Source organism: uncultured Serinicoccus sp., assembly GCF_947487915.1.
Taxonomy (GTDB): Bacteria; Actinomycetota; Actinomycetes; order Actinomycetales; family Dermatophilaceae; genus Ornithinicoccus.
In genome coordinates, this window is the sequence record NZ_CANKYH010000009.1 from 219,752 (window position 1) to 242,320 (window position 22,569).

General features: G+C 74.2%; 15 protein-coding genes. 6 read left to right on the top strand and 9 right to left on the bottom strand.

Translation table 11 applies throughout. The features are described from left to right. Positions 1-14: 14 nt before the first annotated feature. The 6 genes from Q0795_RS13770 to Q0795_RS13795 form a co-directional block, all read right to left on the bottom strand. Positions 15-872 (bottom strand): DNA-formamidopyrimidine glycosylase family protein, encoded by an 858-nt coding sequence (locus Q0795_RS13770; protein WP_298890527.1) that lies wholly within the window; start codon positions 870-872, stop codon positions 15-17. After that, on the bottom strand, positions 865-1,821 hold the full coding sequence (locus Q0795_RS13775) for a hypothetical protein (protein WP_298890528.1): 957 nt from the start codon (positions 1,819-1,821) through the stop codon (positions 865-867). The genes Q0795_RS13770 and Q0795_RS13775 overlap by 8 nt, the downstream gene beginning before the upstream one ends. Further along, on the bottom strand, positions 1,818-3,560 hold the full coding sequence (locus Q0795_RS13780; RefSeq protein WP_298890529.1) for an ATP-binding cassette domain-containing protein: 1,743 nt from the start codon (positions 3,558-3,560) through the stop codon (positions 1,818-1,820). Before Q0795_RS13780 ends, Q0795_RS13775 begins: the two co-directional genes overlap by 4 nt. 72 nt (positions 3,561-3,632) lie before the next feature. After that, positions 3,633-4,571, bottom strand: coding sequence for a phosphotransferase (locus Q0795_RS13785; RefSeq protein WP_298890530.1), 939 nt, complete (start codon positions 4,569-4,571; stop codon positions 3,633-3,635). A 23-nt stretch (positions 4,572-4,594) separates the two neighbouring features. Then, entirely contained in the window at positions 4,595-9,769 is a 5,175-nt protein-coding gene (locus Q0795_RS13790) for a DEAD/DEAH box helicase (protein WP_298890531.1), read from the bottom strand. A gap of 42 nt (positions 9,770-9,811) precedes the next feature. Next, positions 9,812-10,033 (bottom strand): hypothetical protein, encoded by a 222-nt coding sequence (locus Q0795_RS13795; protein WP_298750414.1) that lies wholly within the window; start codon positions 10,031-10,033, stop codon positions 9,812-9,814. Between the two features lie 184 nt (positions 10,034-10,217). Here Q0795_RS13795 and Q0795_RS13800 point away from each other — a divergent pair, with 184 nt between their 5' ends. Next, positions 10,218-12,197, top strand: coding sequence for an ABC transporter ATP-binding protein (locus Q0795_RS13800; protein WP_298890532.1), 1,980 nt, complete (start codon positions 10,218-10,220; stop codon positions 12,195-12,197). Further along, positions 12,194-14,143, top strand: a complete 1,950-nt coding sequence (locus tag Q0795_RS13805; protein WP_298890534.1) for an ABC transporter ATP-binding protein — start codon at positions 12,194-12,196, stop codon at positions 14,141-14,143. The genes Q0795_RS13800 and Q0795_RS13805 overlap by 4 nt, the downstream gene beginning before the upstream one ends. A gap of 60 nt (positions 14,144-14,203) precedes the next feature. Here Q0795_RS13805 and Q0795_RS13810 read toward each other — a convergent pair whose 3' ends face one another. Then, positions 14,204-16,168 (bottom strand): carboxyl transferase domain-containing protein, encoded by a 1,965-nt coding sequence (locus tag Q0795_RS13810; RefSeq protein ID WP_298890536.1) that lies wholly within the window; start codon positions 16,166-16,168, stop codon positions 14,204-14,206. A gap of 63 nt (positions 16,169-16,231) precedes the next feature. Here Q0795_RS13810 and Q0795_RS13815 point away from each other — a divergent pair, with 63 nt between their 5' ends. The 3 genes from Q0795_RS13815 to Q0795_RS13825 all read left to right on the top strand — a co-directional run bounded on the left by Q0795_RS13815 (position 16,232) and on the right by Q0795_RS13825 (position 18,140). Continuing rightward, positions 16,232-17,152 carry an AEC family transporter gene (locus Q0795_RS13815; RefSeq protein ID WP_298890538.1) on the top strand — a complete coding sequence of 307 codons (921 nt, stop codon included), beginning with the start codon at positions 16,232-16,234 and terminating at the stop codon, positions 17,150-17,152. A 14-nt stretch (positions 17,153-17,166) separates the two neighbouring features. After that, positions 17,167-17,394, top strand: a complete 228-nt coding sequence (locus tag Q0795_RS13820; RefSeq protein ID WP_298890540.1) for a DUF3046 domain-containing protein — start codon at positions 17,167-17,169, stop codon at positions 17,392-17,394. A 95-nt stretch (positions 17,395-17,489) separates the two neighbouring features. Then, positions 17,490-18,140, top strand: coding sequence for a bifunctional 2-polyprenyl-6-hydroxyphenol methylase/3-demethylubiquinol 3-O-methyltransferase UbiG (locus Q0795_RS13825; RefSeq protein ID WP_298890542.1), 651 nt, complete (start codon positions 17,490-17,492; stop codon positions 18,138-18,140). 558 nt (positions 18,141-18,698) lie between these two features. On the opposite strand, the gene Q0795_RS13830 is transcribed toward Q0795_RS13825, so the two are convergent. Together Q0795_RS13830 and Q0795_RS13835 are read right to left on the bottom strand one after the other, a co-directional pair. Continuing rightward, positions 18,699-19,835 (bottom strand): aspartate-semialdehyde dehydrogenase, encoded by a 1,137-nt coding sequence (locus Q0795_RS13830; protein ID WP_298890544.1) that lies wholly within the window; start codon positions 19,833-19,835, stop codon positions 18,699-18,701. Then, positions 19,832-21,103, bottom strand: a complete 1,272-nt coding sequence (locus tag Q0795_RS13835; protein ID WP_298890546.1) for an aspartate kinase — start codon at positions 21,101-21,103, stop codon at positions 19,832-19,834. Before Q0795_RS13835 ends, Q0795_RS13830 begins: the two co-directional genes overlap by 4 nt. 279 nt (positions 21,104-21,382) lie before the next feature. Here Q0795_RS13835 and Q0795_RS13840 point away from each other — a divergent pair, with 279 nt between their 5' ends. Continuing rightward, the gene (locus Q0795_RS13840) at positions 21,383-22,480 is read left to right on the top strand and encodes an NYN domain-containing protein (RefSeq protein ID WP_298890548.1); all 1,098 of its coding nucleotides are present in this window, start codon (positions 21,383-21,385) and stop codon (positions 22,478-22,480) included. Positions 22,481-22,569 lie beyond the last annotated feature (89 nt).

Genomic DNA, 22,569 nt, shown 5'->3' on the forward strand with positions numbered 1-22,569 from the left:
ACCGCAGGAGAGGGTCAGTAGCTCGGCCGCCGCCCGTGCCCGAGGGGCGACTGCGGGCGCCCGTCGTCGGTCGGGGCGCGACCTCCCTGACAGCGGGGGCAGGAGAACATCACGCGTTCCTGGGGCTGGCGGCCGATCGGCGCCAGCCGGATCGTGCTCCCGCAGCGCTTGCAGGGCAGCCCCATGCGCCCGTGCACCCACGCGTCGTCATCGTTGACGTCACCCCGTCCGGTGATGGTCGTCCGGCCCGCCCGGCAGCTGACGACCAGCAGTCGGCGGGCCAGCTCGAGCAGCTCGCGCACCTGCTCCTCGTCCAGCTCTCCGACGGGGGTCCACGGGTTGATGCCGAGCAGGAAGAGCGGCTCGGCGGTGAAGATCGTGCCCATGCCCGCCACGTTGCGCTGGTCGAGGCAGGCCTCGGTGACGGTCCGTGCCGGGTCGGAGCGCACGTTGGACAGGGCGAGCTCGCCGTCGTACGCCGGGTCCAGCAGGTCCGGACCGAGGTGGCCGACCACCCGGTGCTCCTCGCTGGTGCGGACCAGCTCGAGCATCCCCAGGGAGTCCCCGACGGCGACCCGGCGCCCGGTCCACACCAGCATCCGCACGGTATGCCGTCGTGCCAGCGCGTGCCGGCGCGCCACCGGGTGGACCCGCCAGGACCCCTCCATCCGCAGGTGGCTGTGGACGGTGACGTCACCCTCGACCCGGTGCAGCAGGTGCTTGCCGCGGGGCACGACCTCCAGGGTCCGGCGTCCGGAGAGATCGGCCGTGGCGTGGGCGGGTACCCGCACGTCCGAGCCCTCGAGAACCTCGCCGGCCAGGGCCTGGTGCAACCGCCGCGCCGTCCGCCAGACCGCGTCGCCCTCAGGCACCGGTGAACCCCGTCCCGAGCGACGTGCCGATGCTGATGACCGCGGCCGCCGGGAGGGGCGAGGGCACGGACAGGGCGGCAGCCGCTCCGTCGTTGACCAGCAGGTCGACCTGGACCGGCCGGCCGAGGCGGGCCGACAGCTCGCCGGAGAGGCGGGCGCGGGGGTCCTCCTCGGGCCGGGCGATCGTGCCGTAGGTCTCGTCGTCGTCCAGCCGTCCGTCCACGACGTAGTTGGCGATGGCGACGCGCACCCGCAGCGGACCGGTCTCGTGGTCGTCCGGGAGGACCCGTCGGCACGCCTGGGCCACGAGGTCCAGGAGGGCGGTGGGGGCCGGCCAGGTGCGCGTCTCGAAGGGGGTCCAGGGGACGGCCACCGCCACCGAGGGCCCGAGCAGGCCCTGGCGGACCCGGGACGCCTTGATGCTCGAGTGACCGAGGTCGAGGACGACGCCCGGGTCGTCACCGACGCCGACCGCGAGGCCCACCAGCGCGGCCCGGCCCGGGTCGGGCGCCACCTCCGCGCCGTGCGCCCGCAGCCGGGGGTCTCCGGAGGCACGGGACCCCAGCTCGCCGGCGACGACGCCACCGCACACGACCACACGAGCGGCCGTCTCCCACCGGGCCCAGTCCGCCTCGGTCCACTCGGCGCGGGCCGCACGGTCGGCGGCGGTCGGGCTGCGCACGGTCCGCAGCAGGTGCGCGAACGCGTCGACCCACTCCTCGGCGACCCCCTCCGCCCACGCGTCCCCGGCCCGGAGGGCACGGTCGAGCACCAGCAGCGGCGCACCCTCCACCGCGACCTCGGCCTCGGACGCCGCGGCCCGGACGGTCGCGGACAACCCGGTGGCGCCCAGCACCCGCCCCGCAGGCCGCCCGTGCCAGGTCGCGCCGGGGCGCAGCAGCACCGTCCGGTTCAGACCCGTCCGCCGGGTGATGTCGGGTGCCCTCACGTGCCCAGTGTCTCCTCCGGCCCGGCGGACTGCACGTGGGCGGGCTCCTGGAGGTGCAGGCGCTCACCCGACCAGTCCTCGCGCAGCCACCGGTCATGGCTGGCGACGACCACCGCTCCCGGGTAGGCGGGCAGCGCGAGCTCGAGCTCGGAGACCAGCAGGAGCGAGAGGTGGTTGGTCGGCTCGTCCAGCAGCAGCAGGTCCGGTGGGTCGGCCAGGACCACGGCCAGGTCCAGACGCCGCCGCTGGCCGACCGACAGCTCCGCCACCGGTCGGTCGAGGTCGCGGCCGGCGAGGAGCCCGAAGCCGGCCAGCGGCTGCCGGGCGGCGCGCTCGTGGCCGACCCGGCGCGCATACTCCGACCGGGCGGTGTCGCGCGTCGGGTGCGGCATCGGCTCCTGGGACAGCAGGCCGATGCTGAGCCCGGGCGCCCACGTGATGCGCCCGCCGCTCGGGCGCAGGGTGCCGGCCAGCAGGTCGAGCAGCGTGGACTTTCCCGAGCCGTTGCCGCCGGTGACGAGCAGTCGCCCGTGGGCCGGCACGACCAGGGACAGCGGCGCGAGCCGCCCGTGCAGGCGCACGTCGACGGCGCGCAGCAGGGGGTCGGCGCCGGCGCGCGCCGCCGGCCCACCCTGAGGTGCGCCGAGCCCACGGAAGCGCAGCCGCGCGGGCGGGCGACGCACCTGCTCACGTTCGAGGCGCTCGAGCGCGGCGCTCGCGTCGTTGACCCGCCGGGCCACGACCCTGGCGTTGCGGTCGGCGTAGAACTTCCTGCTGGCGCGGGCCTCGGTGCGGGGTCCCCGGTCGGCGTGGCCGACGGTGTGGTCGTCGGCCACCTTGCGCCGCAGCCGCACCAGCTCGGCCTGCTCGTCCCGGTGCCGGCGCACCCAGCGCCGCCGGTCCTCCCGGCGCTGCTGCAGGTATGCCGTGTAGCTGCCGGTGTACCGGGTCAGCCCGTATCCCGAACCGGGCGAGTCGTCGTCGGCGGCGACCCGGGCGTGCGGCACCGGTGTCGGGTCGAGGTCCAGCACGGTGGTGGCCACCTCGTCCAGGAAGGCCCGGTCGTGGCTGGCCAGCAGCACCGGCCCGGACCAGGAGCGCAGCAGGTCCGTGAGCAGGGCGGTGCCGGCGTCGTCGAGGTGGTTGGTCGGCTCGTCGAGCAGCAGGGTGTCGGGCGAGCGCAGCAGCGTCCAGGCGAGCGAGAGCCGGGAGAGCTGACCGCCGGAGAGCTCGCCGGCCCGGCGGTCGCGGGGGAGACGGCCCAGACCGAGGCCGTCGACCACCCGCTCGGCACGGTGCTCGACGTCCCAGGCAGCGTGCCGGCGGGCGTCCTCGATCGCCGCGTCGAGCGCAGCACCGGCGCCGGGCTCCGCACGGGCCAGCGCCTCGGCCGCCTGCTCGACCCGGTCGGCCAGTCGGCGGACCGCGGCGACGGCGTCATCCAGCACCTCGACCACGGTGAGCCCGAGGTCGAAGGGCACCTCTTGGTGGTGCAGGCCCACGGTGCCGGGCGCCTGGACCTGGCCGGCGTCCGGTGCGGTCAGTCCGGCCACGATCCGCAGCAGCGTCGACTTGCCGGAGCCGTTCTCGCCGATGAGGCAGGCCCGTCCGCCGGAGGGCACGACGAGCGACACGTCGGTCAGCACCCGACGGGTGGGGAAGGACTTGGACACCCCGTCCACCCGGAGGTGGAGCGGGCCGGCGGCGTCGCCGGACGGCAGGTGGGAGGTGACGGACATGGGTCTCCTGGGGCAGCGGGCAGGCGGTCGTGCTGCGCGGGGCAGCCTCAGGAGATCCACATGGCGCCGAGCCTAGGCGCTCCCCTCCGCCCGGCGCGACCGGATAGTCGACGTCCGCAGGCCGTCCAGTTCCGCGCGCAGCCCGTTCAGGGCGGTGCGGGTGTCCGCGTCGTCGTCGTGGGGGCCACGGAGCCAGTCGCTGTAGGAGCCGACCTCGCTCAGCTGCCACTCCAGCCGGAAGAGCTCCAGCAACGCCGGGTCGTGGGGGATCGCGGAGGCATAGCCCGCCAGCACGTCGCGCTCGGGGGGTGCGAGGCGCAGGGTCTCCCAGTCCAGCAGCAGCAGGCGACCGTCGTCCGATCGCCACAGGTTGTGCACTCCGGGCACGCCGTGGGTCGGCACGTAGGTCTGCGGGTCGAGACGCTGGACGAGCCGGAGGTAGTCCGCGAAGCCCCGTCGGACGTCGGCCGCTCCTTCCCGGACGGCGTCTCGCGCCGCCTCGCCGAGCGGACCGTCCGTCCACGCGCTGCGTGTCCACTCCGCGAGGTGGTCCACCAGGTCTGGTCCGACCGAGGGCTCCCAGGTGAGGATCCCCTCCGGCGGCCGGCTCGCATGGAGGTCGGCCAGGGCCCGGACCGCCTCCGGCCCGAGCGATCCTGGTCGGTGGCCGGGCACCCACGACGTCAGGCTGAGGCTGCCGTCACCGGTGGGGATGGTGAACCTGCCGGTGGACGTCCGCACGCACGGATGGACGAACGGGAGGGCTTCGCCCAAGGAGGCCGCGGCGGTATACGTCGCCTCCAGGGTCGCCGCCGAGTGCCACCACGGAGGGTCGAGGGTGACGAAGTAGCCCGGCTGGGGGGGTCCATCCCGGCCGGGGACGTCGGCGCGCCAGTGCCAGGCCCCGAACCCGACGGCCAGGTGCTCCACACCGACCACGCGGCTGTCCCACAGGGAGCGGACCTGTCTGAGGACCTGGTCCGACGTGACGCTGCGGGGTGGCTCGTGCACCACCCCAGGCTAGGGGGGCGACGTCAGCGGCGGAGCCGCAACCCCTGCGGCGCGGTGTGGAAGCCGGCGTCGGTCAGGGTGGCGGCGAGCGGGTGCGAGGAGGAGAGGGCGCCCCCGCCGTCGATCGTGGCGATCGTCAGGCCGCTGACCGACCCGCGGCGGACGGCGCTGACGAGGGCGCGGGCAGCCGCGGGCCAGACCACGTCGGGCGCGGCCTCGGGCGGCAGCTCCATGGTGAGCGCCCGGCGGCCGCCGCGTTCGAGGTAGAGCGCCAGGGCGCCGTCCACCAGGACGACCATCGAGCCGGCCTTGCGCGCCGGGCGGTGCGAGCCCTCGTCGTCGCCACGCTCGGGCCAGGGCACGCTGGCCCCGAACGGGCTCGCGGGGTCGGTCGCCGCGAGCAGGACGACCTCGGGGCCCTGGTCCGACCCGTCGGCCGAGGACCCGGGCCGGCGCTCGTGGCTGAGGGCGCGGAGCCGGTCGATGGCCCCGCTGCTGCCGAACTGCGCCGCGCCGAGGCCCTCCACGACATACCCGCGGCGGACCCGCCCGGCCTCCTCAGCCCCGGACAGCACGCGGTAGACCCCGGCGAACCCGCCGGGCACGCCCTCGGCCACCACCGAGCCGCGGGTCAGCACGCCGTAGCGGTCCAGCAGCTGCTCGGCGCCCGCCAGCGCGCGCACGGTCGGGTCCGTCTCGACGGGGGGCAGGAGGGACCACCGGCCGACGGTGGCGGGGGGCCCGGACCGCGTCGGACGACCCGGGCGGGAGGCGCTACCACCACGCGAGGCCGCCAGGCCCACGGAGGTGCGTGACCAGCGGCCCGTGCGGGACGGGGCGCGACGGGCCTTGTGGGTGGTGCGACCGCCGGCCAGCAGCGCTCTGACCGGGGCGTAGGTGTCGGCGCCGACGCGACCCGCCCACACCAGGTCCCACAGGGTGCCCGCCAGCTGCTGATCGTCCAACGAGCCCACGGCGTCGCTGAGCGCCCGGAAGAAGTAGGCCCCGCCGGCCACCCGCTCCAGCACCTCGAGCACCGCGCGCGCGGTCCCGCCCAGGTCGTCGGCCGTCGCGTCCTCCTGCGGTCCGCCCGCCCCGGCCGACTGCTCCGGGGGCGGCGTCATCGTCAGGTGCGCGGTGTCCGCCAGGTGCAGGGAGACCCAGCCGTCGTCGCCGGGCAGCGACCCGTGCCCCTGCCACAGGACCTCGCCGGAGCTCATGAGCTCGTCGAGCATGGCGGGGGAGTAGTCGACGATCCTGGCGGGCAGGACGAGCGACTCCAGCGCCGAGGCAGGGATGCGGGCCCCGGCCAGCTGCTCCACCGCGCGCACCGTGCCGTCCAGCCCGCGCAGCTCGCCGACCGACTGCCACCGGGGCAGGAAGCGGGCGTAGGTCGCCTGGGTGACCGGCTCGACCTCCTGCCGCAGGGCGGCCAGGGAGCGACGGCGCAGCAGCCGCAGCACCTCGGCGTCGCAGACGTCCTCCTCGCCGGTGCCGGACGGGGCCAGCGCGCCGACCACCATCCGCCCCGACGACACCTGGCGCCGCACGGCGTCCCGCACCACCGCGGTGCCGAGGCCGAGACGGGCCGCCAGCGACTCGACCGTGAAGGGGGTATGGGTGCGCGCGTGCCGGACGACCAGGTCACCGAGCGGGTCCTCCACGCCCTCGAGGAAGGTCGCGGGAACCCCGACCGGCATCGCGACCCCCAGCGCGTCGCGCAGCCGCGCGGCGTCCTGCGCGTCGGCCACCCGCTGCTCCCCGGCGATCCGCACCTCGATGACCCGCCGGGAGTCCAGGAGCGAGGCGAGCCAGCCCTCGACCTGGTCCTGGGCCTCCTCGGTCGTGCGGTCCGTCACCTCTTGCCGGCTGAGGGGGCCCAGCACCCGCAGGAGGTCCACGACCTCCTCGGGGTCGCGCGCCCGGCGGTCCGGGGCCAGCCGCTGCAGCTCGGCCTCGGTGCGGGCGACCACCTCGGGGTCCAGCAGGTCGCGCAGCGCCGCGCCCTCCCCGCGGCCCAGGAGCTCGGCGAGCAGGCCGGCGTCGAGCGAGAGGGCCGCCGCTCGCCGCTCCGCCAGGGGGGAGTCGCCCTCGTAGAGGAACTGCGCGATGTAGCCCATGAGCAGCGAGGACGCGAAGGGGGAGGGGCGCTGGCTGGCCACCGAGACGAGTCGGACCTCGCGAGCGGCGAGCCGCCGCATGAGCTCGCGCAGCGCGTCCACGTCGTAGACGTCCTGGACGCACTCGCGCACCGCCTCCAGCACGATGGGGAAGGTGGGGTAGCGCGCCGCCACCTCCAGCAGCTGGGCGGAACGCTGCCGCTGCTGCCACAGCGGCTGCCGCTTGCCGGGGTTGCGCCGGGGCAGCAGCAGCGCCCGCGCCGCGCACTCGCGGAAGCGGGCGGCGAACAGCGCCGAGCCCCCGATCTCCTGGGTCACCAGGTCGGCGACCTCGTCCGGGTCGAGGGTGAGCAGCTCGGCGATCTCAGCGTCCAGCCGGGCCGCCTCCAAGCCGCCTCCCCGAGCTCCGCTGGCGCCATCACCAGGGCCACCCGCCCGGGAGCCGTCTGCACCGTCGTCCGCAGGACCCGAGCCGCCCGCGTCGTCCCAGCCCCCGAGGTCGGGCAGGCGCAGCACGATGCCGTCGTCGGCGGCCAGCGCCTGCACGTCGGTGCCGAAGCGCTCGCGCATCCGCGCGGCCAGGCACAGCGCCCACGGGGCGTGCACCGGGCTGCCCCACGGCGAGTGCACGACGACTCGCCAGTCGCCGATCTCGTCGCGGAAGCGCTCGATGACGAGGGTGCGGTCGTCGGGCAGGTGGCCCACGGCCTCGCGCTGCTCGCCGAGGTAGGTGACGAGGTTGTCGGCGGCGAACCCGTCGAGCCCCTGCTCGGTGAGCTCGCCCAGCGCGGCCTCCCGCGGCTGCCCGGCGATCCGCCGCACGAACTCGCCGACCGCCGCCCCGAGCTCGGCGGGGCGTCCGAGGGACTCTCCCTTCCAGAAGGGGAGCCGGCCGATCTGACCCGGTGCGGGGGTGACGAGCACCTGGTCGTGGGTGATGTCCTCGATGCGCCAGCTCGTGGTGCCCAGCGTGAACACGTCACCGACGCGGGACTCGTAGACCATCTCCTCGTCGAGCTCGCCGACCCGGCGCCCGGGACCCTCGCCGGTGGCGAGCATCACGGCATACATGCCGCGGTCGGGGATGGTCCCGCCGGAGGTGACCGCGAGCAGCTGCGCCCCGCGCCGCGCGCTGAGCGTGTCGGTCACCCGGTCCCACACGATCCGCGGGCGCAGGTCGGAGAAGTCCTCGCCGGGGTAGCGTCCGGCCAGCATGTCGAGGACGGCGTCGAACAGGGAGCGGGGGAGGGCGGCGTAGGAGGCGCTGCGCCGCACCAGCTCGAAGAGGTCCGTGACGGACCAGTCCTCCATGGCCAGCATGGCGACGACCTGCTGCGCCAGGACGTCCAGCGGGTTCGTGGGGACCGCCAGCTGCTCGATCGCGCCGCTGCGCATGCGGCCGACCACGACCGCGGTCTGCACCAGGTCGGACCGGTGGGTGGGGAAGAAGACGCCGTGGCTGGTGGCCCCGACCTGGTGGCCGGCCCGACCGACCCGCTGCAACCCGGAGGCGACGCTGGGCGGGCTCGCGACCTGGACGACGAGGTCGACCGCGCCCATGTCGATCCCCAGCTCCAGGCTGCTGGTGGCCACCACGGCGGGCAGCTGGCCCGTCTTGAGGGCGTCCTCGATCTGCGCGCGCTGCTCTTTGCTCACCGACCCGTGGTGGGCGCGGGCGAGCACGGGTGCGGCGCCTGCGCTCGCGCCGGACTGCGCCATGACCTGCGCCGGGGCGCGTGAGGTATGCCGCCCCCGGCCGCCTCCCGCGTCGTCGCCGTCGTGGTGGTCGCCGTCGTGGTGGTCGCCGTCGTCCTCCTCGCCGGGACGGGGGTGCCGGTCCTCCCACTCCTCGTTGAGCCGCGAGGTGAAGCGCTCGGCCACCCGACGCGAGTTGGCGAAGACGAGCGTCGAGGTCTGACCCGAGACGAGGTCGGCGACCCGCCGCTCGATGTGCGGCCAGATCGAGGCACGCTCCTCGGGGTCCACGGCCGGGGCCCAGACGTCCTCGTCCGGGCCCGTCCCGGTGCCGTCGAGGTCCGGCAGGACCGGGCCCGTCCCCACGCTCGGTGCGTCGTCGTCGTCGTCCGGCTCCGGCAGGACCGGGCCCTCGCCCCCCTCACCCCGGTGGTCCTCGTGCTCCCAGTCCTCGCTGCCCGGCGGCGGCGTGCCGCTGCGCGACGCCACCTCGGCGCCCGGGGCGTCGGGACGGTCGGCGGCACCGGGGTCCGACATGTCCGGGATCGGCACCACGACCTCGAGGTCCCAGCTCTTGGTGGACGGCGGCTGGACGGTGGTCACCGGGCGGCCGCCGGCCAGGTAGCGGGCGACCTCCTCGACCGGCCGCACGGTCGCGGAGAGCCCGATCCGCTGGGCCGGGCGCTCCAGCAGGTGGTCGAGGCGGTCCAGGGTGAGGGCCAGGTGGGTGCCGCGCTTGGTCCCGGCCACGGCGTGGACCTCGTCGACGATGACCGACTCGACCCCGGTGAGGGCGCTGCGGGCCTGCGAGGTCAGCAGGAGGAAGAGCGACTCCGGGGTGGTGATGAGGATCTCCGCGCCGTCCTTGGCGAAGGCCCGCCGCTCGGCGGCCGGGGTGTCGCCCGAGCGCACCGCCACCGACACGTCGGGCGCGGCGCCCCCGAGCCGTCGCGCCGCGTGGCCGATGCCGACGAGGGGCGAGCGCAGGTTGCGCTCCACGTCGACGGCGAGCGCCTTCAACGGGGAGACGTAGAGCACGCGGCACCGACCCCGCTGCTCGGGCTCCGGGTCGCCCGGCGTCGCCGAGGACCCACGGGCGGCCGACGAGCGCCGGCGGGACGGGGGCCGGGCGTCGGGCCGGGGCTCGCTGACGATCCGGTCGATGGCCCACAGGAAGGCCGACAAGGTCTTGCCGGAGCCGGTCGGCGCCACGACGAGCGTGTGCTCCCGGCGGCTGATGGCGTCCCAGGCACCCAGCTGCGCGGCGGTGGGCCCGGCGAAGGACGCCTCGAACCAGGCCCGGGTCGGCCCGGAGAAACGACCCAGCACCGTCGCCGGGTCCGGGGGCGCGGGGCTGCTGTCCCGCTGCTGGCTGCCGGTCACGCGGTCACTGTGCCACGCGCCACCGACAGACGCTCGCGAGACTCAGTCCATCGTGCTGGTGATGGGGGCGTCGTCCCCCCGCTGCGGCACCAACCGGCGCCGCGTGGCCGTCACCAGCCGGTTGCCGTAGGCCCCGGTCACCGGCGGCATCTCGGGACGCTCCATCTCCTTGCGCACGTGGTGGTCCGTGCGGTGCTCCGGGCGCCACAGCTTCAGCGCGACGAGCAGCTTCTGCCACCAGGCCAGGTTCTGCTGGGTGCTCACGAGGTTCCTCCAGGACGCCGGGACGGATGCTTCGACCCTCATCCTCTCATCCCCGGGCCAGCCGTCCCAGACCTCTCCGGCACGCGGCGGCACGGCATACCCGGACCCACCCTCCCGGGTGCCTTGACGTGCACGGAAAACCGGTGGAGGTGTGTCGGGCGGGCGTCCTAGGCTGACCCACGCCATGCGCGACTTCCCACCCATCGTCACCGCCTGGACCCCCGCCTCGACGCAGCAGGGTCATCGGGCCGGCATCGGCGTGCCCGACACCCGGGGACCGGGTCGCTTCCTCTGGTGGCTGCTGCGCCAGCAGCGTGACCTCGTGCTCGTCGGATGCCTGTGCAGCCTGCTGTGGATGCTGCCGACCGCGCTGACGCCGTGGATCTTCGGCCAGGCCATCGACGAGGGGATCCTCGCCGGTGACAGCACCCGCACCGCCCTGTGGTGCGGGATGCTCCTCGTCGTCACCCTCGTCGGCGCCAGCAGCGGCGTCTTCTACCACACCGTCGTCGTGCGCTCCTGGCTGTATGCCGCGTACGGCCAGACCCGCCTCGTCACCCACCAGGCCACCCGGCTCGGGCACGTCCTGCCCCGCCGGGCCCCGACCGGTGAGGTGCTCAGCGTCAACGGCAGCGACGGCGACCAGTTCGGCCAGTTCATCGAGATCTTCTCCCGACTGGTCGGCAATGTCGTGGCCTACCTGCTCGTCGCCGTCATCGTGCTGCAGATCTCGGTGCCGCTGGGGCTCGTCGTCCTGCTCGTCGCGCCGGTGCTCGTGCTCATCTCCTCGGTGCTGCTGCGGCCGCTGGCCGCCGCGCAGACGCGCGAGCGCAGCCGGGACTCCGAGCTGACCTCGATGGCCACCGACATCGTGGCCGGGCTGCGCATCCTGCGCGGGATCGGGGGCGAGCGGATCTTCGGCGACAACTACGCCCGGCAGAGCCAGCGGGTGCGCCACGCGGGCGTCCAGGCCGGGGCCTGGGGCGCCTTCGTCGAGGGGGTGGGCGTGCTGCTCTCCGGGCTGTTCGTCGTCGCGCTCATGGTGCTCGGCGTCCAGCGCGTGCGCCAGGGCGACATCGAGATCGGCGAGCTCATCACCTTCCTCGGGTATGCCCTCTTCCTCGTCCAGCCCATCCGCGTCGTCTTCGAGGCGGCCCAGCAGATCACCCGCTCGGTCGTCTCGGCCCGCAAGACCGTCGGGGTCTTCGGCACCACCGACCCGTGGCCGGAGCGCGCGCCGCTCGAGCCCGACCAGCTGCGCTCCCTGGCGGCCGGCGAGCTCGTCGACGAGAGGTCCGGGCTGCGCGTGCGTCCCGGCCGGCTGACGATGGTCGTCAGCGGGCTGCCGGACGAGAGCGCCCGGCTCGCCGACCGGCTCGGGCGCTACCTCCCCGCCGGGGACACCGTGCCCGTCGGCGACGACGAGGCGACCGGGAGGGTGGCCCGACGGGCCGCTGCGGAGCGCTCCCGGGTCCGGACCGAGCTCGAGGGGCGCGACACCCTGCGCGCCCATGGCTCCTGGGGCGTCACGCTGGGCGGCAGAGACCTGGCCGACCTGCCGCTGGACCAGGTGCGCTCGCTCGTGCTCGTCAGCGACACCGCCGCGCACGTCTTCGCGGGCACCCTGCAGGACGCCGTCGACCCGCACCGAAGGTTGAGCCGGGAGCAGGCCGAGGCCGCGCTGCACGCGGCGGCGGCCGAGGACGTCTACGACATCCTGCCCGGCGGCTGGCAGGGGGTGCTCGACGAGCGCGGGCGCGGCCTGTCCGGCGGTCAGCGGCAGCGCCTCGTCCTGACCCGGGCGCTGGCGGCGGACCCGCCGGTGCTCGTCCTGGTCGAGCCCACCTCGGCGGTGGACGCGCACACCGAGGCGCGGATCGCCGACCGGCTGCCCGGTCACCGACGGGGTCGCACGACCGTGGTCATGACCGCCTCGCCGCTGCTGCTGCACCACGCCGACGAGGTCGCCTTCCTGGAGGACGGGCGGGTGGTCGCGACCGGCACCCACGACGACCTCGTCACCGGGCACGCGGCATACCGCGCCACCGTGCTCCGGGGCGAGGCCGGTGACCGGGCGACGACCACCGGCGACGCGCCCCACACGCCGACCCACGGGACGACCACGACGACGACCACGACCGGCACCAGGGAGGTGGCCCCATGACCAGCCTGCTCGACCCCGACCTGCGCGAGCGCTCCGCGCGCACCTGGCGCGACGCCGACGACCGGGCCCCCGTCGTGCCCGACCTCCTGCGGCCGCCCGCCCCGGGGTCGGTGGGGCTGCGCGAGCGGCACCGCCTGCTGTGGCAGCGGCACGCGCTGCGCCGTGAGCGGGCCCGCGCCCATCTCATGACCGCTCTCGACCCCGACCGCGGCATGCCCGTCGCCACGTCCCGCACGGTCATGGCCTACCTGCGGGGCCTGCTGCGGGAGCGGTCGCGCCTCGTCGTGCTCGTCACCCTCGCCAACGGCCTCGCGGCAGCGGCCGGTCTGGCCGTGCCGCTGCTGGTCGGTCGCCTGGTCAACGCCGTGGAGCAGACCGGCGGTGCCCCCGCCCCTGGTTTGGTGCGCGACATCGTGCTCCTCGTCGTCCTCGTCCTGGTGGCGCAGGCGGTCCTCACCTACGCCGCGAAGGGCCTGGCGGCCGTCCTCGGCCAGGGCGTGCTCGCGCAGGCCCGCGAGCACGTCATCCGGGCCGTGCTCCGGCTGCCTCTGGGCAAGGTCGAGTCGGCCAGCACCGGTGACCTCGTCACCCGGGTGACCCGCGACGTCGGCTCGATGAGCGGCGCCGTGCGCTGGGCGCTGCCCGAGTTCATCATCGGCGTCGTCACGGTGCTGCTCACCGTGGTCTTCATGGTCCTCAACTCGTGGGCGCTGGCGGTGCCCACCCTGGTGACCGCGTCGCTCTCGCTGTGGCAGGTCCGCCGCTACCTCCAGCAGGCCCCGGCCGGCTACCTCCTGGAGGGCGCGACCTACAGCGACATCAACACCACGCTCACCGAGACCGTCGAGGGCGTCCGGACGGTCGAGGCCTACCGGATGCAGCACACCCGCCGCTCGGTCGGCGTCGACGACATCGAGGTGTCCTCGCAGGCCGAGCGCTACGGCCTCGTCCTGCGCAACGTGCTCTTCGCCGTGATGGACATGGCCTTCTCGCTGCCGCGGGTCATCACCCTCGTCATGGGCGCCTGGCTGTACTCGACCGGCGCCGTGGATCTCGGCCAGATCACCGCGGCCATGCTCTTCATCGAGATGTTCTACGCACCCTTCGACCGGCTGGTGGGCACCATCGACCGGCTGCAGGTGGGCGTGGCGTCGACGACCCGCCTGCTCGGCATCGCCGAGGTGCCCGCGGACCGGACGCCGGGCGAGGACCGGCCCGAGGGCAGCACGCTCGTCGGTCGCGACCTGCGCTACGCCTACCGGCCCGGCCATGACGTGCTGCACGGCATCGACCTCACCCTGGAGCCGGGGGAGCGGCTCGCGATCGTCGGGCCCTCCGGGTCGGGCAAGTCGACCCTGGGCCGGCTCATCTCCGGCATCCACGCACCCACCGGCGGCACGGTGACCGTGGGCGGCGTGGAGGTGACCGAGCTGCCGCTGGAGCTGCTGCGGACCGAGGTCGCGCTCGTCACCCAGGAGCACCACGTCTTCCGCGGGTCGGTGCGCGACAACGTCGAGCTGGCGCGCGACGGCGCGGGCGAGGACGGGGTATGGCGCGCGCTCGCCACCGTGGACGCGCGCGGCTGGGTCGAGGCCCTGCCTCAGGGCCTGGACACGGTGCTGGGCTCGGGCAACCACGAGCTGACCCCGGCGCAGGCGCAGCAGATCGCGCTGGCCCGGCTCATCCTGGCCGACCCGCACACCCTGGTCCTCGACGAGGCGACGAGCCTCATCGACCCGCGCACGGCACGCCACCTGGAGGGCTCAATGAACGCCCTGCTCACCGGGCGGACCGTCGTCGCCATCGCGCACCGGCTGCACACCGCCCATGACGCGGACCGCATCGCGGTCGTGCAGGACGGTCGGGTCGTCGAGCTCGGCAGCCACGACGAGCTCATGGCGGCCGACGGCGAGTACGCCGCGCTCTGGCGGGCCTGGACGAGCTGAGCCGCCACCGGCGTCCGGCCGGTGGCTCGGCTGCAGGGGGTCAGGCCCGCCGGGGCGCCGTCAGCCGGACGACTGCTCCGGTGCGGGGCGGGGGTCCGACTCGTCGTCGCGGTGCCGCGGGTGCGCCTGGTCGACACCGAGGTGCTGGTGCTGCGGCTGCTCCTCGTGGTTGCCGGCGTGCCGCTCCTCCACGGTCGCCAGCTTGCCGAGCGTGCGCGGCCGCAGCCGGTCGTCCGCCTGGCGCCGGAGGCGGCGCGGGTTGAGGCCGTGCTGGGCGTTGTACCCCTTGACGATCGCGGCCCGCAGCTCCCGGGCGGTGGCCGCGGGGTCGTCGGCGTCGTGGACGATCGTGTCCACCAGCCCCTGGGCCTTGAGGTCGAGCGCGGAGGCCTTCATGGTCTCCAGCGTCATGCCGACCTGCTCGACCGTGGGGTTGGCCACGCTGTAGAGGATCGAGGCCGTCGAACGCGGCTCGGACACGAAGCCCAGGGCGCTGTCGAGCATGATCGTCTCCCGGCCGAAGGGCGTCGTCGCCAGACCGCCCCCGGAGCCCATGGCCCCCGAGATGACCGAGATCGTGGGGTAGGGGTGGGAGGCCGCCCGCTTGATGCTCTGCGCGATGGCGCGCGACTGACCCCGGCGCTCGGCCGCCATGGACGGCATGGCGCCGAGGGTGTCGGTGAAGAAGACGATGGGCAGCTCCCAGCGCTCGGCCGCCGCCATCATGCGCACGGCGTACTCGAAGTCCTCCGGGCTGGGGTTCGCCGGGCGCTTGCCGACGTACCCCCCGGAGATGCTGTAGGACGGCTGGTCTCCGATCACCATGAAAGACTGACCGCCCAGCGTGGCCAGCGCGGCGATGATGCTCGGGTAGGCCTTCTGGTCCTCGAACCGGACGTGGTTGTAGAACGGGACGGCGGCGTCGAAGACGTGCCGCAGGAAGTACTCCGTGTCGAGTCGGCCGGCGCCTGCGGCGATCTCGTTGTAGCGCGCCATGAGGGAGTCCCGCGTGCTGGCGCTGTCGCGGTCGCGGCGCTCCCGGGGGATCTCGACCGACTGCTCGACCTGCTGGTGGTCCCACAGCGCGGCGGAGAAGCCCTCCGGCCCGGCCGTCACCGTCCGGGAACCGTTCCCGTCGCTGGTCTCGTCAGGGTCGGCGACCTTCAGCCGGTGCGTGTGGCGCCCCGAGGTGAGGACCTGCCCGATGAAGGCGATGAGCTCCCCGACATCCTTGACCAGAACATCCACGTTGCGGTCGAGGTAGTTGGCCTCCGCGCTCTGCAGCCCGCGCGGGACCTCCCGACCCTCGAAGGTCTCGATGACCCGGCGGCCGGCGAAGCCGTAGTCGGTGCCCTCCAGCGCCACGATGAGGTCGGCGACCGGCACGGCGCTGGCCGACATGCCACCCCACACCTGGCCGGCCAGCACCGAGATGTAGGGGCGGTTCGTCGTGTGCTGGAACTTGTTGGCGGCGGCCGCCATGCGCTGCATCTGCACGAGGCCGAGGACGTTCTCGTGCTGCCGGACGCCGGAGGAGGCGCCCATGCTGATGAGGGGCAGGCCCTCGCGCTCGGCGAGCTCGGCGGCCTGCACGAACTTCTCCCCGGCCACCTCACCCAGGGAGCCGGCGAAGAAGGACCAGTCCACGACATACACGACGGCGCGCTCGCCACCGAAGTGGCCGATGCCGAAGCGGGCGGACTCGCTGGTGCCGGAGCGGGCCTCGGCGTTGCGCAGCTTGTCGGTGTAGCGCTCGATGGTGTCGCCGACGCGCCGCTGCAGGCCGATGAGGTCGTCGACGACCCGCAGGTGGCCGTACCGCTCCTGCAGGTTCACGGACTCCACGAACGTCTTGGCCGCCTGGGTGGGGTTGAGCCCGGGTCGCGACTCGTAGAGGCTGGCCACCGTGCGGGGGACGACCGGGCGACGGTCCAGCAGGTCCGGGGTGACCCCGCTGTCGCCGTAGACGTCGTCGACATCGACGTCGGAGTCCGCCGGGTCGGGGATGTCGCGGGGGTCGGCCATGGGGTGGAACGCTAGCAGCAGGGCACCCGCCGACCCGACAGGACGGACGCTGATAATGGGCCCGTGCTGTCGGTGCTGGAGGGGTTCTCGCTCATCGCTGCGGTCATCGCCGTCGGGTGGCTGCTGGCGCAGGCCGGCATCTTCGGTCGCGACGAGCAACGGATGCTGGCGCGGTTGACGTTCTGGGTCGGCTCGCCTGCCCTGCTCTTCCTCATCGTGGCGCGCGCGGAGCTCGGCGTCATCTTCTCCGGGTTCCTCGTCGCCACCGTCGCCGCGACCGCCGCGTGCGCGGTGCTCTACCTGGTGCTGGCCCGCCGGCTGCTGCGCAGACGGTGGGCCGACGCGGTGGTGGGCGGCATGGCGGCCAGCATCGTCAACGCCAACAACCTCGGCATCCCCATCGCCATCTACGTGCTCGGTGACGCCTCCTGGGCGGCCCCCGTGCTGTTCATGCAGCTCCTCTTCCTGCAGCCGGGCTGGTTGGCCGCTCTCGACGCGACGCGGGCGGGGCACGTGTCGTGGGGCCGGGTGCTGCGCTCCCCGGTGACCAACCCGCTCACCATCGGGACGGTCCTGGGGCTGCTGGTCAACCTCTCCGGCTGGCAGCCCCCTGACCTGCTGCTGGCCCCGGTCGAGCTCGTGGCCGGGGTCGCGGTGCCCTGCATGCTCCTCGCCTTCGGCATCTCGCTGCGGCTCTCCCCGCTGCCGGGCCGCGAGGGCGGTCTGGCCGAGCCGGCGGCCGTGGTGCTGGTGAAGCTGCTCGTCATGCCGGTGGTGGCCGGGCTGGTCGCCGGCCCCGTCCTCGGTCTGCAGGACGCGGAGGTGCTGGCGGCCGTCGTCATGGCGGCCCTGCCCACCGCGCAGAACGTCTACGTGCTCGCCCTGGCCTACGGCCACGGCGAGCGGATCGCGCGGGACGGCGTCTTCCTCACCACGGTCCTCTCGTTGCCGGTCATGCTCGTCGTCATGGCGGTGCTCGGGTGACCTAACCTGGAGGTATGCGGGTGAGCGAGTTCTGGGACCTCGTCGAGCAGGAGTTCGGCTCCGGCTACGGCGCCGTCGTCACGCGGACCCAGTCGCTCGGCAGCCTGGGTGGCCGCACGGCGGACGAGGCCCTCGAGCAGGGGGAGTCCGCTCGCGGGGTGTGGGAGGCCATCTGCTCCGACATGGACGTGCCCCCGGAGCACCACTACCTGCCGGACCCGCCCCAGGCCGAGGAGCAGTAGCCCTCGGGTCGTCCACCCGGCCCCGGCCTGACGTGTGCTGGCCGTGGGTCGCTCCCACCACCCGCAGCCACCCCGCCCTCGGGCATGATGCCTGCATGTCGCAGCACGGGGAGGAGCTGACCAGGGCCGCCTACGACGCCGTGGCCGACCTCTACGCCGACACGTTCACGGCCACCGAACCCGAGCAGCCGCTCGAGCTCGCGATGATCGACCACTTCGTGGCGCTGCTCGGCGACGGGCCCAGTGTGCTCGACGCCGGCTGCGGTGCCGGTCGGATGCTTCCCCAGCTGGCGGCGCGCGGTTGCCGGCCACGAGGGGTGGACCTGTCGCCGGAGATGGTGCGCAGGGCGCGGGCCGACCACCCTGCATACCCGTCCGCCCTCGGGAGCCTCAGCGACCTCGACTTCGCCGACGAGCTCTTCGACGGGGTCTTCTCCTGGTACTCGACCATCCACACCCCGGACGACCACCTGGACCGCGTGCTGTCACAGTTGGCGCGGGTGCTGCGCCCGGGGGGCCATGTCCTGCTGGCTTTCCAGGTCGGAGACGGTGTGCGCGACGTCGGCCGAGGCTTCACGGCCTACGGCCACCGGGTCACCCTGAACAGGTACCACCGCAGTGTCCCGGACGTCGCGTCCCGGCTCGAGAGGCAGGGTATGCCGGTGGTCGCCCGGCTGGAGCGCGGCCCCGTCGGGTCGGAGCTGGACCCCCAGGCGGTCGTCGTCGCCCAGCGGCCTGCGGTCTGAGGGTGTGCCTGCGCGCGGGTCAGGGACGGAGGACGACGTGGTGGGGTCCGGTCGGCAGGGCCGTGACCTCGATGTCCTGTATGCACGCCTGGCGGACGGCTCCGAGGTGCCGCTGACCGCGCCCGGCGACCAGCTGGACGAGCTGCTGGCCGACGCGCCGGTACGTCTGCGCGACACCGAGGTCCGCGGCGGCAGCAGGCTGCCGAGATCCGCAGAGAGCTGCGCGACCCGACCGAGGGATAGGCGGGGGAGTCGGGCGGACCACACCCGTCCCAGCGTTCACAGCCTGCGCCGATATGTCCGGGAGGCAGGGAAATAACCCGTGCAGATGAGCACATCTCCGCAGCGGGGTGCGCGTGAGCCTTGTGTGACGCACGGGGACGCGTGGCGCCCTCGCTGGGCCCGCTCGCCTCCGGGCCGGCTCGCCCTCAGGCCGGCTCGCCCTCGGGCCCGCTCGCCCTCGGGCCCGCTCGTTCTCAGGCCCGCTCGTTCTCAGGCCGGCTCGCCTCCGGGCCGGCTCGCCCGCTCGCCCTCGGGCCGGCTCGCCTCCGGCCAGTCTCAGAGCAGGTCGCGCTCGAGCAGCACCTCGGCCAGCTGCACGGTGTTCAGGGCGGCGCCCTTGCGCAGGTTGTCGCTCGAGATGAAGAGCACGAGGCCGCGGCCGTCCGGGACCGACTGGTCCACCCGGATCCGCCCGACGTAGGACGGGTCCTGACCCGCGGCCCCCAGCGGCGTGGGCACGTCCGCCAGCTCGACGCCCGGAGCGTCGGCCAGGAGTTCGCGCGCCTGCCCAGGGGTGATCGGCTCGGCGAACTCGGCGTGCACGGCCAGGCTGTGCCCGGTGAAGACCGGCACCCGCACGCAGGTGCCCGAGACGGCGAGGTCGGGGATGCCGAGGATCTTGCGCGACTCCTGGCGCAGCTTGATCTCCTCGGTCGTCTCGTCGTCCGCGCCGAGGTCACCGGCCATGGGCAGGACGTTGAAGGCGATGGGGGCGAGGTATACCCCGGGCGGGGGCATCGACACGGCGTCACCGTCGTGGGTGAGCGTCTCCACCGGCACGTCGCCGCCGAGGGCGGCCCGCGCCTGGTCGGCGAGCTCGGTGACGCCGGCCAGCCCGGAGCCGGAGACGGCCTGGTAGGTCGCGACCCGCAGCCGCTCGAGGCCGGCCTGCGCGTGCAGCGGCCGCAGGACCGGCATGGCGGCCATGGTCGTGCAGTTGGGGTTGGCGACGATGCGGCGTCCGCCGTCACCCAGCGCCAGCACCAGGTCGTCGGGGTTGACCTCGCTCACCACGAGGGGCACGGCGTCGTCCATGCGCCAGGCGGAGGAGTTGTCGACCACCACGGCCCCGGCCTCGGCGAACCGCGGTGCGTGCTCCCTCGACGCACCGCCCCCGGCGGAGAACAGGGCGACGTCGATGCCCGAGAGGTCCGCGGTCGCGACGTCCTCGACCTCGATGTCGCGGGCCACGTCATACCCGGGTGCCCCGGCGGCGGACCCGGCCCAGGCGAGCGTCGTCCCGGCGGAGCGGGCGGAGGCGAGGTAGCGCACCGAGGCGACCGGGAAGTCCCGCTCGGCGAGCAACCGCCGCATGACCGCGCCCACCTGGCCGGTCGCGCCGACCACCGCGACGTGCAGCCGTCGTCCTCCCGACGCGCCGGTCTCCTGCTGCTCACCGCTCACGGTGCTCACCGTCCCGTCCCGCCGTAGACCACGGCCTCGACCTCGGCGTCCAGGTCGAACGCCGTGTGCACGGCGCGGACCCCTGCCTCGAGGTCGGTCTGGTCGCAGATGACCGAGATCCGGATCTCCGAGGTGCTGATCATCTCGATGTTGACCCCGGCGTCCGCGAGCGCGGAGAAGAGGCGGCTGGCGACCGAGGGGTTCGAGCGCATCCCCGCACCGACCAGCGACAGCTTGCCGACGTGGCTGGTGTAGAGCACGTCGGAGAAGCCCATCTGCTCCTGCAGCGCGCGCACCGCGGCGACCGCCGTCTGGCCGTCGGTCTCCGGGAGCGTGAAGGAGATGTCGGACGTCTCGGCGTTGGAGGTCGAGACGTTCTGGACGATCATGTCGATCGACACACCGGCCTCGGACACGGCCCCGATGACCGCCGCGGCGGCGCCGGGCCGGTCGGGGACGCCGACGGCCGTCACCTTGCCCAGGGACTTGTCGTGGGCGATGCCGGAGATGATGGGCTCTTCCATGGTGTCCTCCGTGAGGGGTCGCCCGACCAGGATCCAGGTGCCTTCCTGGTCGGAGAAGCTGCTGCGGACGTGCAGGGGCACCTGGAAGCGGCGGGCGTACTCCACCGCGCGCAGGTGCAGGATCTTGGCCCCGTGGGCCGCCATCTCGAGGGTCTCCTCGATGGTGATGCGGGTGACCCGCCGGGCGCTGGGCACGATGCGGGGGTCGGCCGTGTAGAGGCCGTCCACGTCGGTGTAGATCTCGCAGACGTCGGCCCCGAGCGCGGCCGCGAGGGCCACCGCCGTGGTGTCCGAGCCGCCGCGGCCCAGGGTGGTGATGTCGTCGTCGGTGGAGATGCCCTGGAAGCCGGCCACGATCGCGACCGCGCCGTCCTCCAGGGTGCGGCGCACCCGGTCGGGCTGGACGTCGAGCAGCCGGGCCCGGCCGTGCGCGGTGTCGGTGCGCATGCCGGCCTGGGCGCCGGTGTAGCTGCGGGCCGGCACCCCCAGCTGCTCGATGGCCATGGCCAGCAGGGCCATGGAGATGCGCTCGCCGGCCGACAGGAGCATGTCCATCTCGCGCTCCGGCGGCGTGCCGGAGGTGATCTGCCCGGCGAGGTCCAGCAGGTCGTCGGTCGTATCGCCCATGGCGGAGACGACCACGGCGACCCGGTCACCCGCGCGGTGCGCGGAGACGACGCGCTGGGCGACGCGGCGCATCGCCTCGGCGTCGGCGACGGAGGACCCGCCGAACTTCATCACGAGCAGAGCCATGGGACTTCCTGTGCAGGGGTATGACGTGGCAGCCGGACGGCGGCGTCCTGACCGAAGGGTCGAGCGGCCAGTCTAGGCCGTCGGGCGCCCCGGCCTTGACGCAGGGGAATCCCGCACCCCCGCTCTCAGACCCGACCGGGCGTCGCCGATGGTTGCTCTCACCCCGACCGGGCGTCGCGAATGGTTGTCCTCACCCGCACCGGGCGTCGCGGATGGTTGCTCTCACCCCGACCGGGCGTCGCGGATGGTTGCCGGGCGGGCGGGGCATACCCTCGGGACATGGATGACGAGGACCGGATCGCGCTGCTCATCGACTACGAGAACCTCGCGCTGGGCTCGCGCGACCACCTGGGGGTGCCCTTCGACCTGCGGCCGGTGGCCGACGCGCTCGCGGAGCGGGGCAGGGTGGTGGCGCGGCGAGCCTACGCGGACTGGTCCTACTTCGACGAGGACCGGCGCATGCTGACCCGCAACCACGTCGAGCTCATCGAGATGACCCAGCGCATGGGGGCCTCGCGCAAGAACGCCGCGGACATCAAGATGGCCGTCGACGCGATCGAGACCGCCTACGAGCGCGACTACATCACGACCTTCGCCATCTGCACCGGGGACAGCGACTTCACCCCGCTCGTGCACAAGCTGCGCGAGCTCAACAAGCGGGTCATCGGCTTCGGCGTCCGGGACTCGACGTCGACGATGCTGCCGCCGGCGTGCGACGAGTTCCTCTACTACGACGACCTCGACGGGGTGGTCCCGGCCGAGGCGGGGGCGCCACGGGGTGACACCTCCACGGGCCGTGGTCGGGGTCGCGGGCGCGGTGGCCAGGGGAAGGGCGCCTCGGCCCCGCCGGCCGAGCGGACCACGCCGGAGCCTGAGCCCGAGCACGAGGAGGCCGAGGAGGAGCCCGCCACGGACCTCGCCTCGCTGGTGGCCCAGACCGTCTCCGGGCTGCAGCGCAGCTCCGGGGGAGCGGTGACCGCCTCGGTCCTCAAGCGGACCCTGGTGCGCAAGGACTCGACGTTCTCCGAGGCGGCCTACGGCTTCCGCGCGTTCGGCGAGCTGCTCGACCACCTCGCCGGGCGCGGCATCATCGAGCTCAGCCCCGGCCCGGCCAAGGGCGACCCCGAGGTGACGCTGCCCGAGGAGGGCGGGCGGCAGGAGGCGTTCGCGCTGCTGCGGCAGACGGTGGCCGAGCTGGACGACGGATCGGGCGTGGAGCTGTCCGGGCTCAAGGACCACGTGCGGGCCCGTCGCGAGGGGTTCTCGGAGAAGCCGCTCGGCTACGGCTCGTTCCTGCAGTTCTGCAAGGGTGCGGCGGCGGCGGGGCTGGTGGAGCTCACCCGTCGCGGGACGGGGTATGTCGTCACGGTCGTCTGAGGATCGACCCCGGTGGGCGGGGGCGGCGACACGCGCGGCCCACGCTGCGTGATGTCGTACAGGCTTTCGATTACGGTGTCCACATGGTG

Excerpts from the sequence above, each read along its gene's own strand:
- Q0795_RS13780 (WP_298890529.1), bottom strand. The coding sequence starts at position 3,560 with ATGTCCGTCACCTCCCACCTGCCGTCCGGCGACGCCGCCGGCCCGCTC.
- Q0795_RS13800 (WP_298890532.1), top strand. The coding sequence starts at position 10,218 with ATGCGCGACTTCCCACCCATCGTCACCGCCTGGACCCCCGCCTCGACG.
- Q0795_RS13805 (WP_298890534.1), top strand. The coding sequence starts at position 12,194 with ATGACCAGCCTGCTCGACCCCGACCTGCGCGAGCGCTCCGCGCGCACC.
- Q0795_RS13810 (WP_298890536.1), bottom strand. The coding sequence starts at position 16,168 with ATGGCCGACCCCCGCGACATCCCCGACCCGGCGGACTCCGACGTCGAT.
- Q0795_RS13820 (WP_298890540.1), top strand. The coding sequence starts at position 17,167 with ATGCGGGTGAGCGAGTTCTGGGACCTCGTCGAGCAGGAGTTCGGCTCC.
- Q0795_RS13825 (WP_298890542.1), top strand. The coding sequence starts at position 17,490 with ATGTCGCAGCACGGGGAGGAGCTGACCAGGGCCGCCTACGACGCCGTG.
- Q0795_RS13835 (WP_298890546.1), bottom strand. The coding sequence starts at position 21,103 with ATGGCTCTGCTCGTGATGAAGTTCGGCGGGTCCTCCGTCGCCGACGCC.
- Q0795_RS13840 (WP_298890548.1), top strand. The coding sequence starts at position 21,383 with ATGGATGACGAGGACCGGATCGCGCTGCTCATCGACTACGAGAACCTC.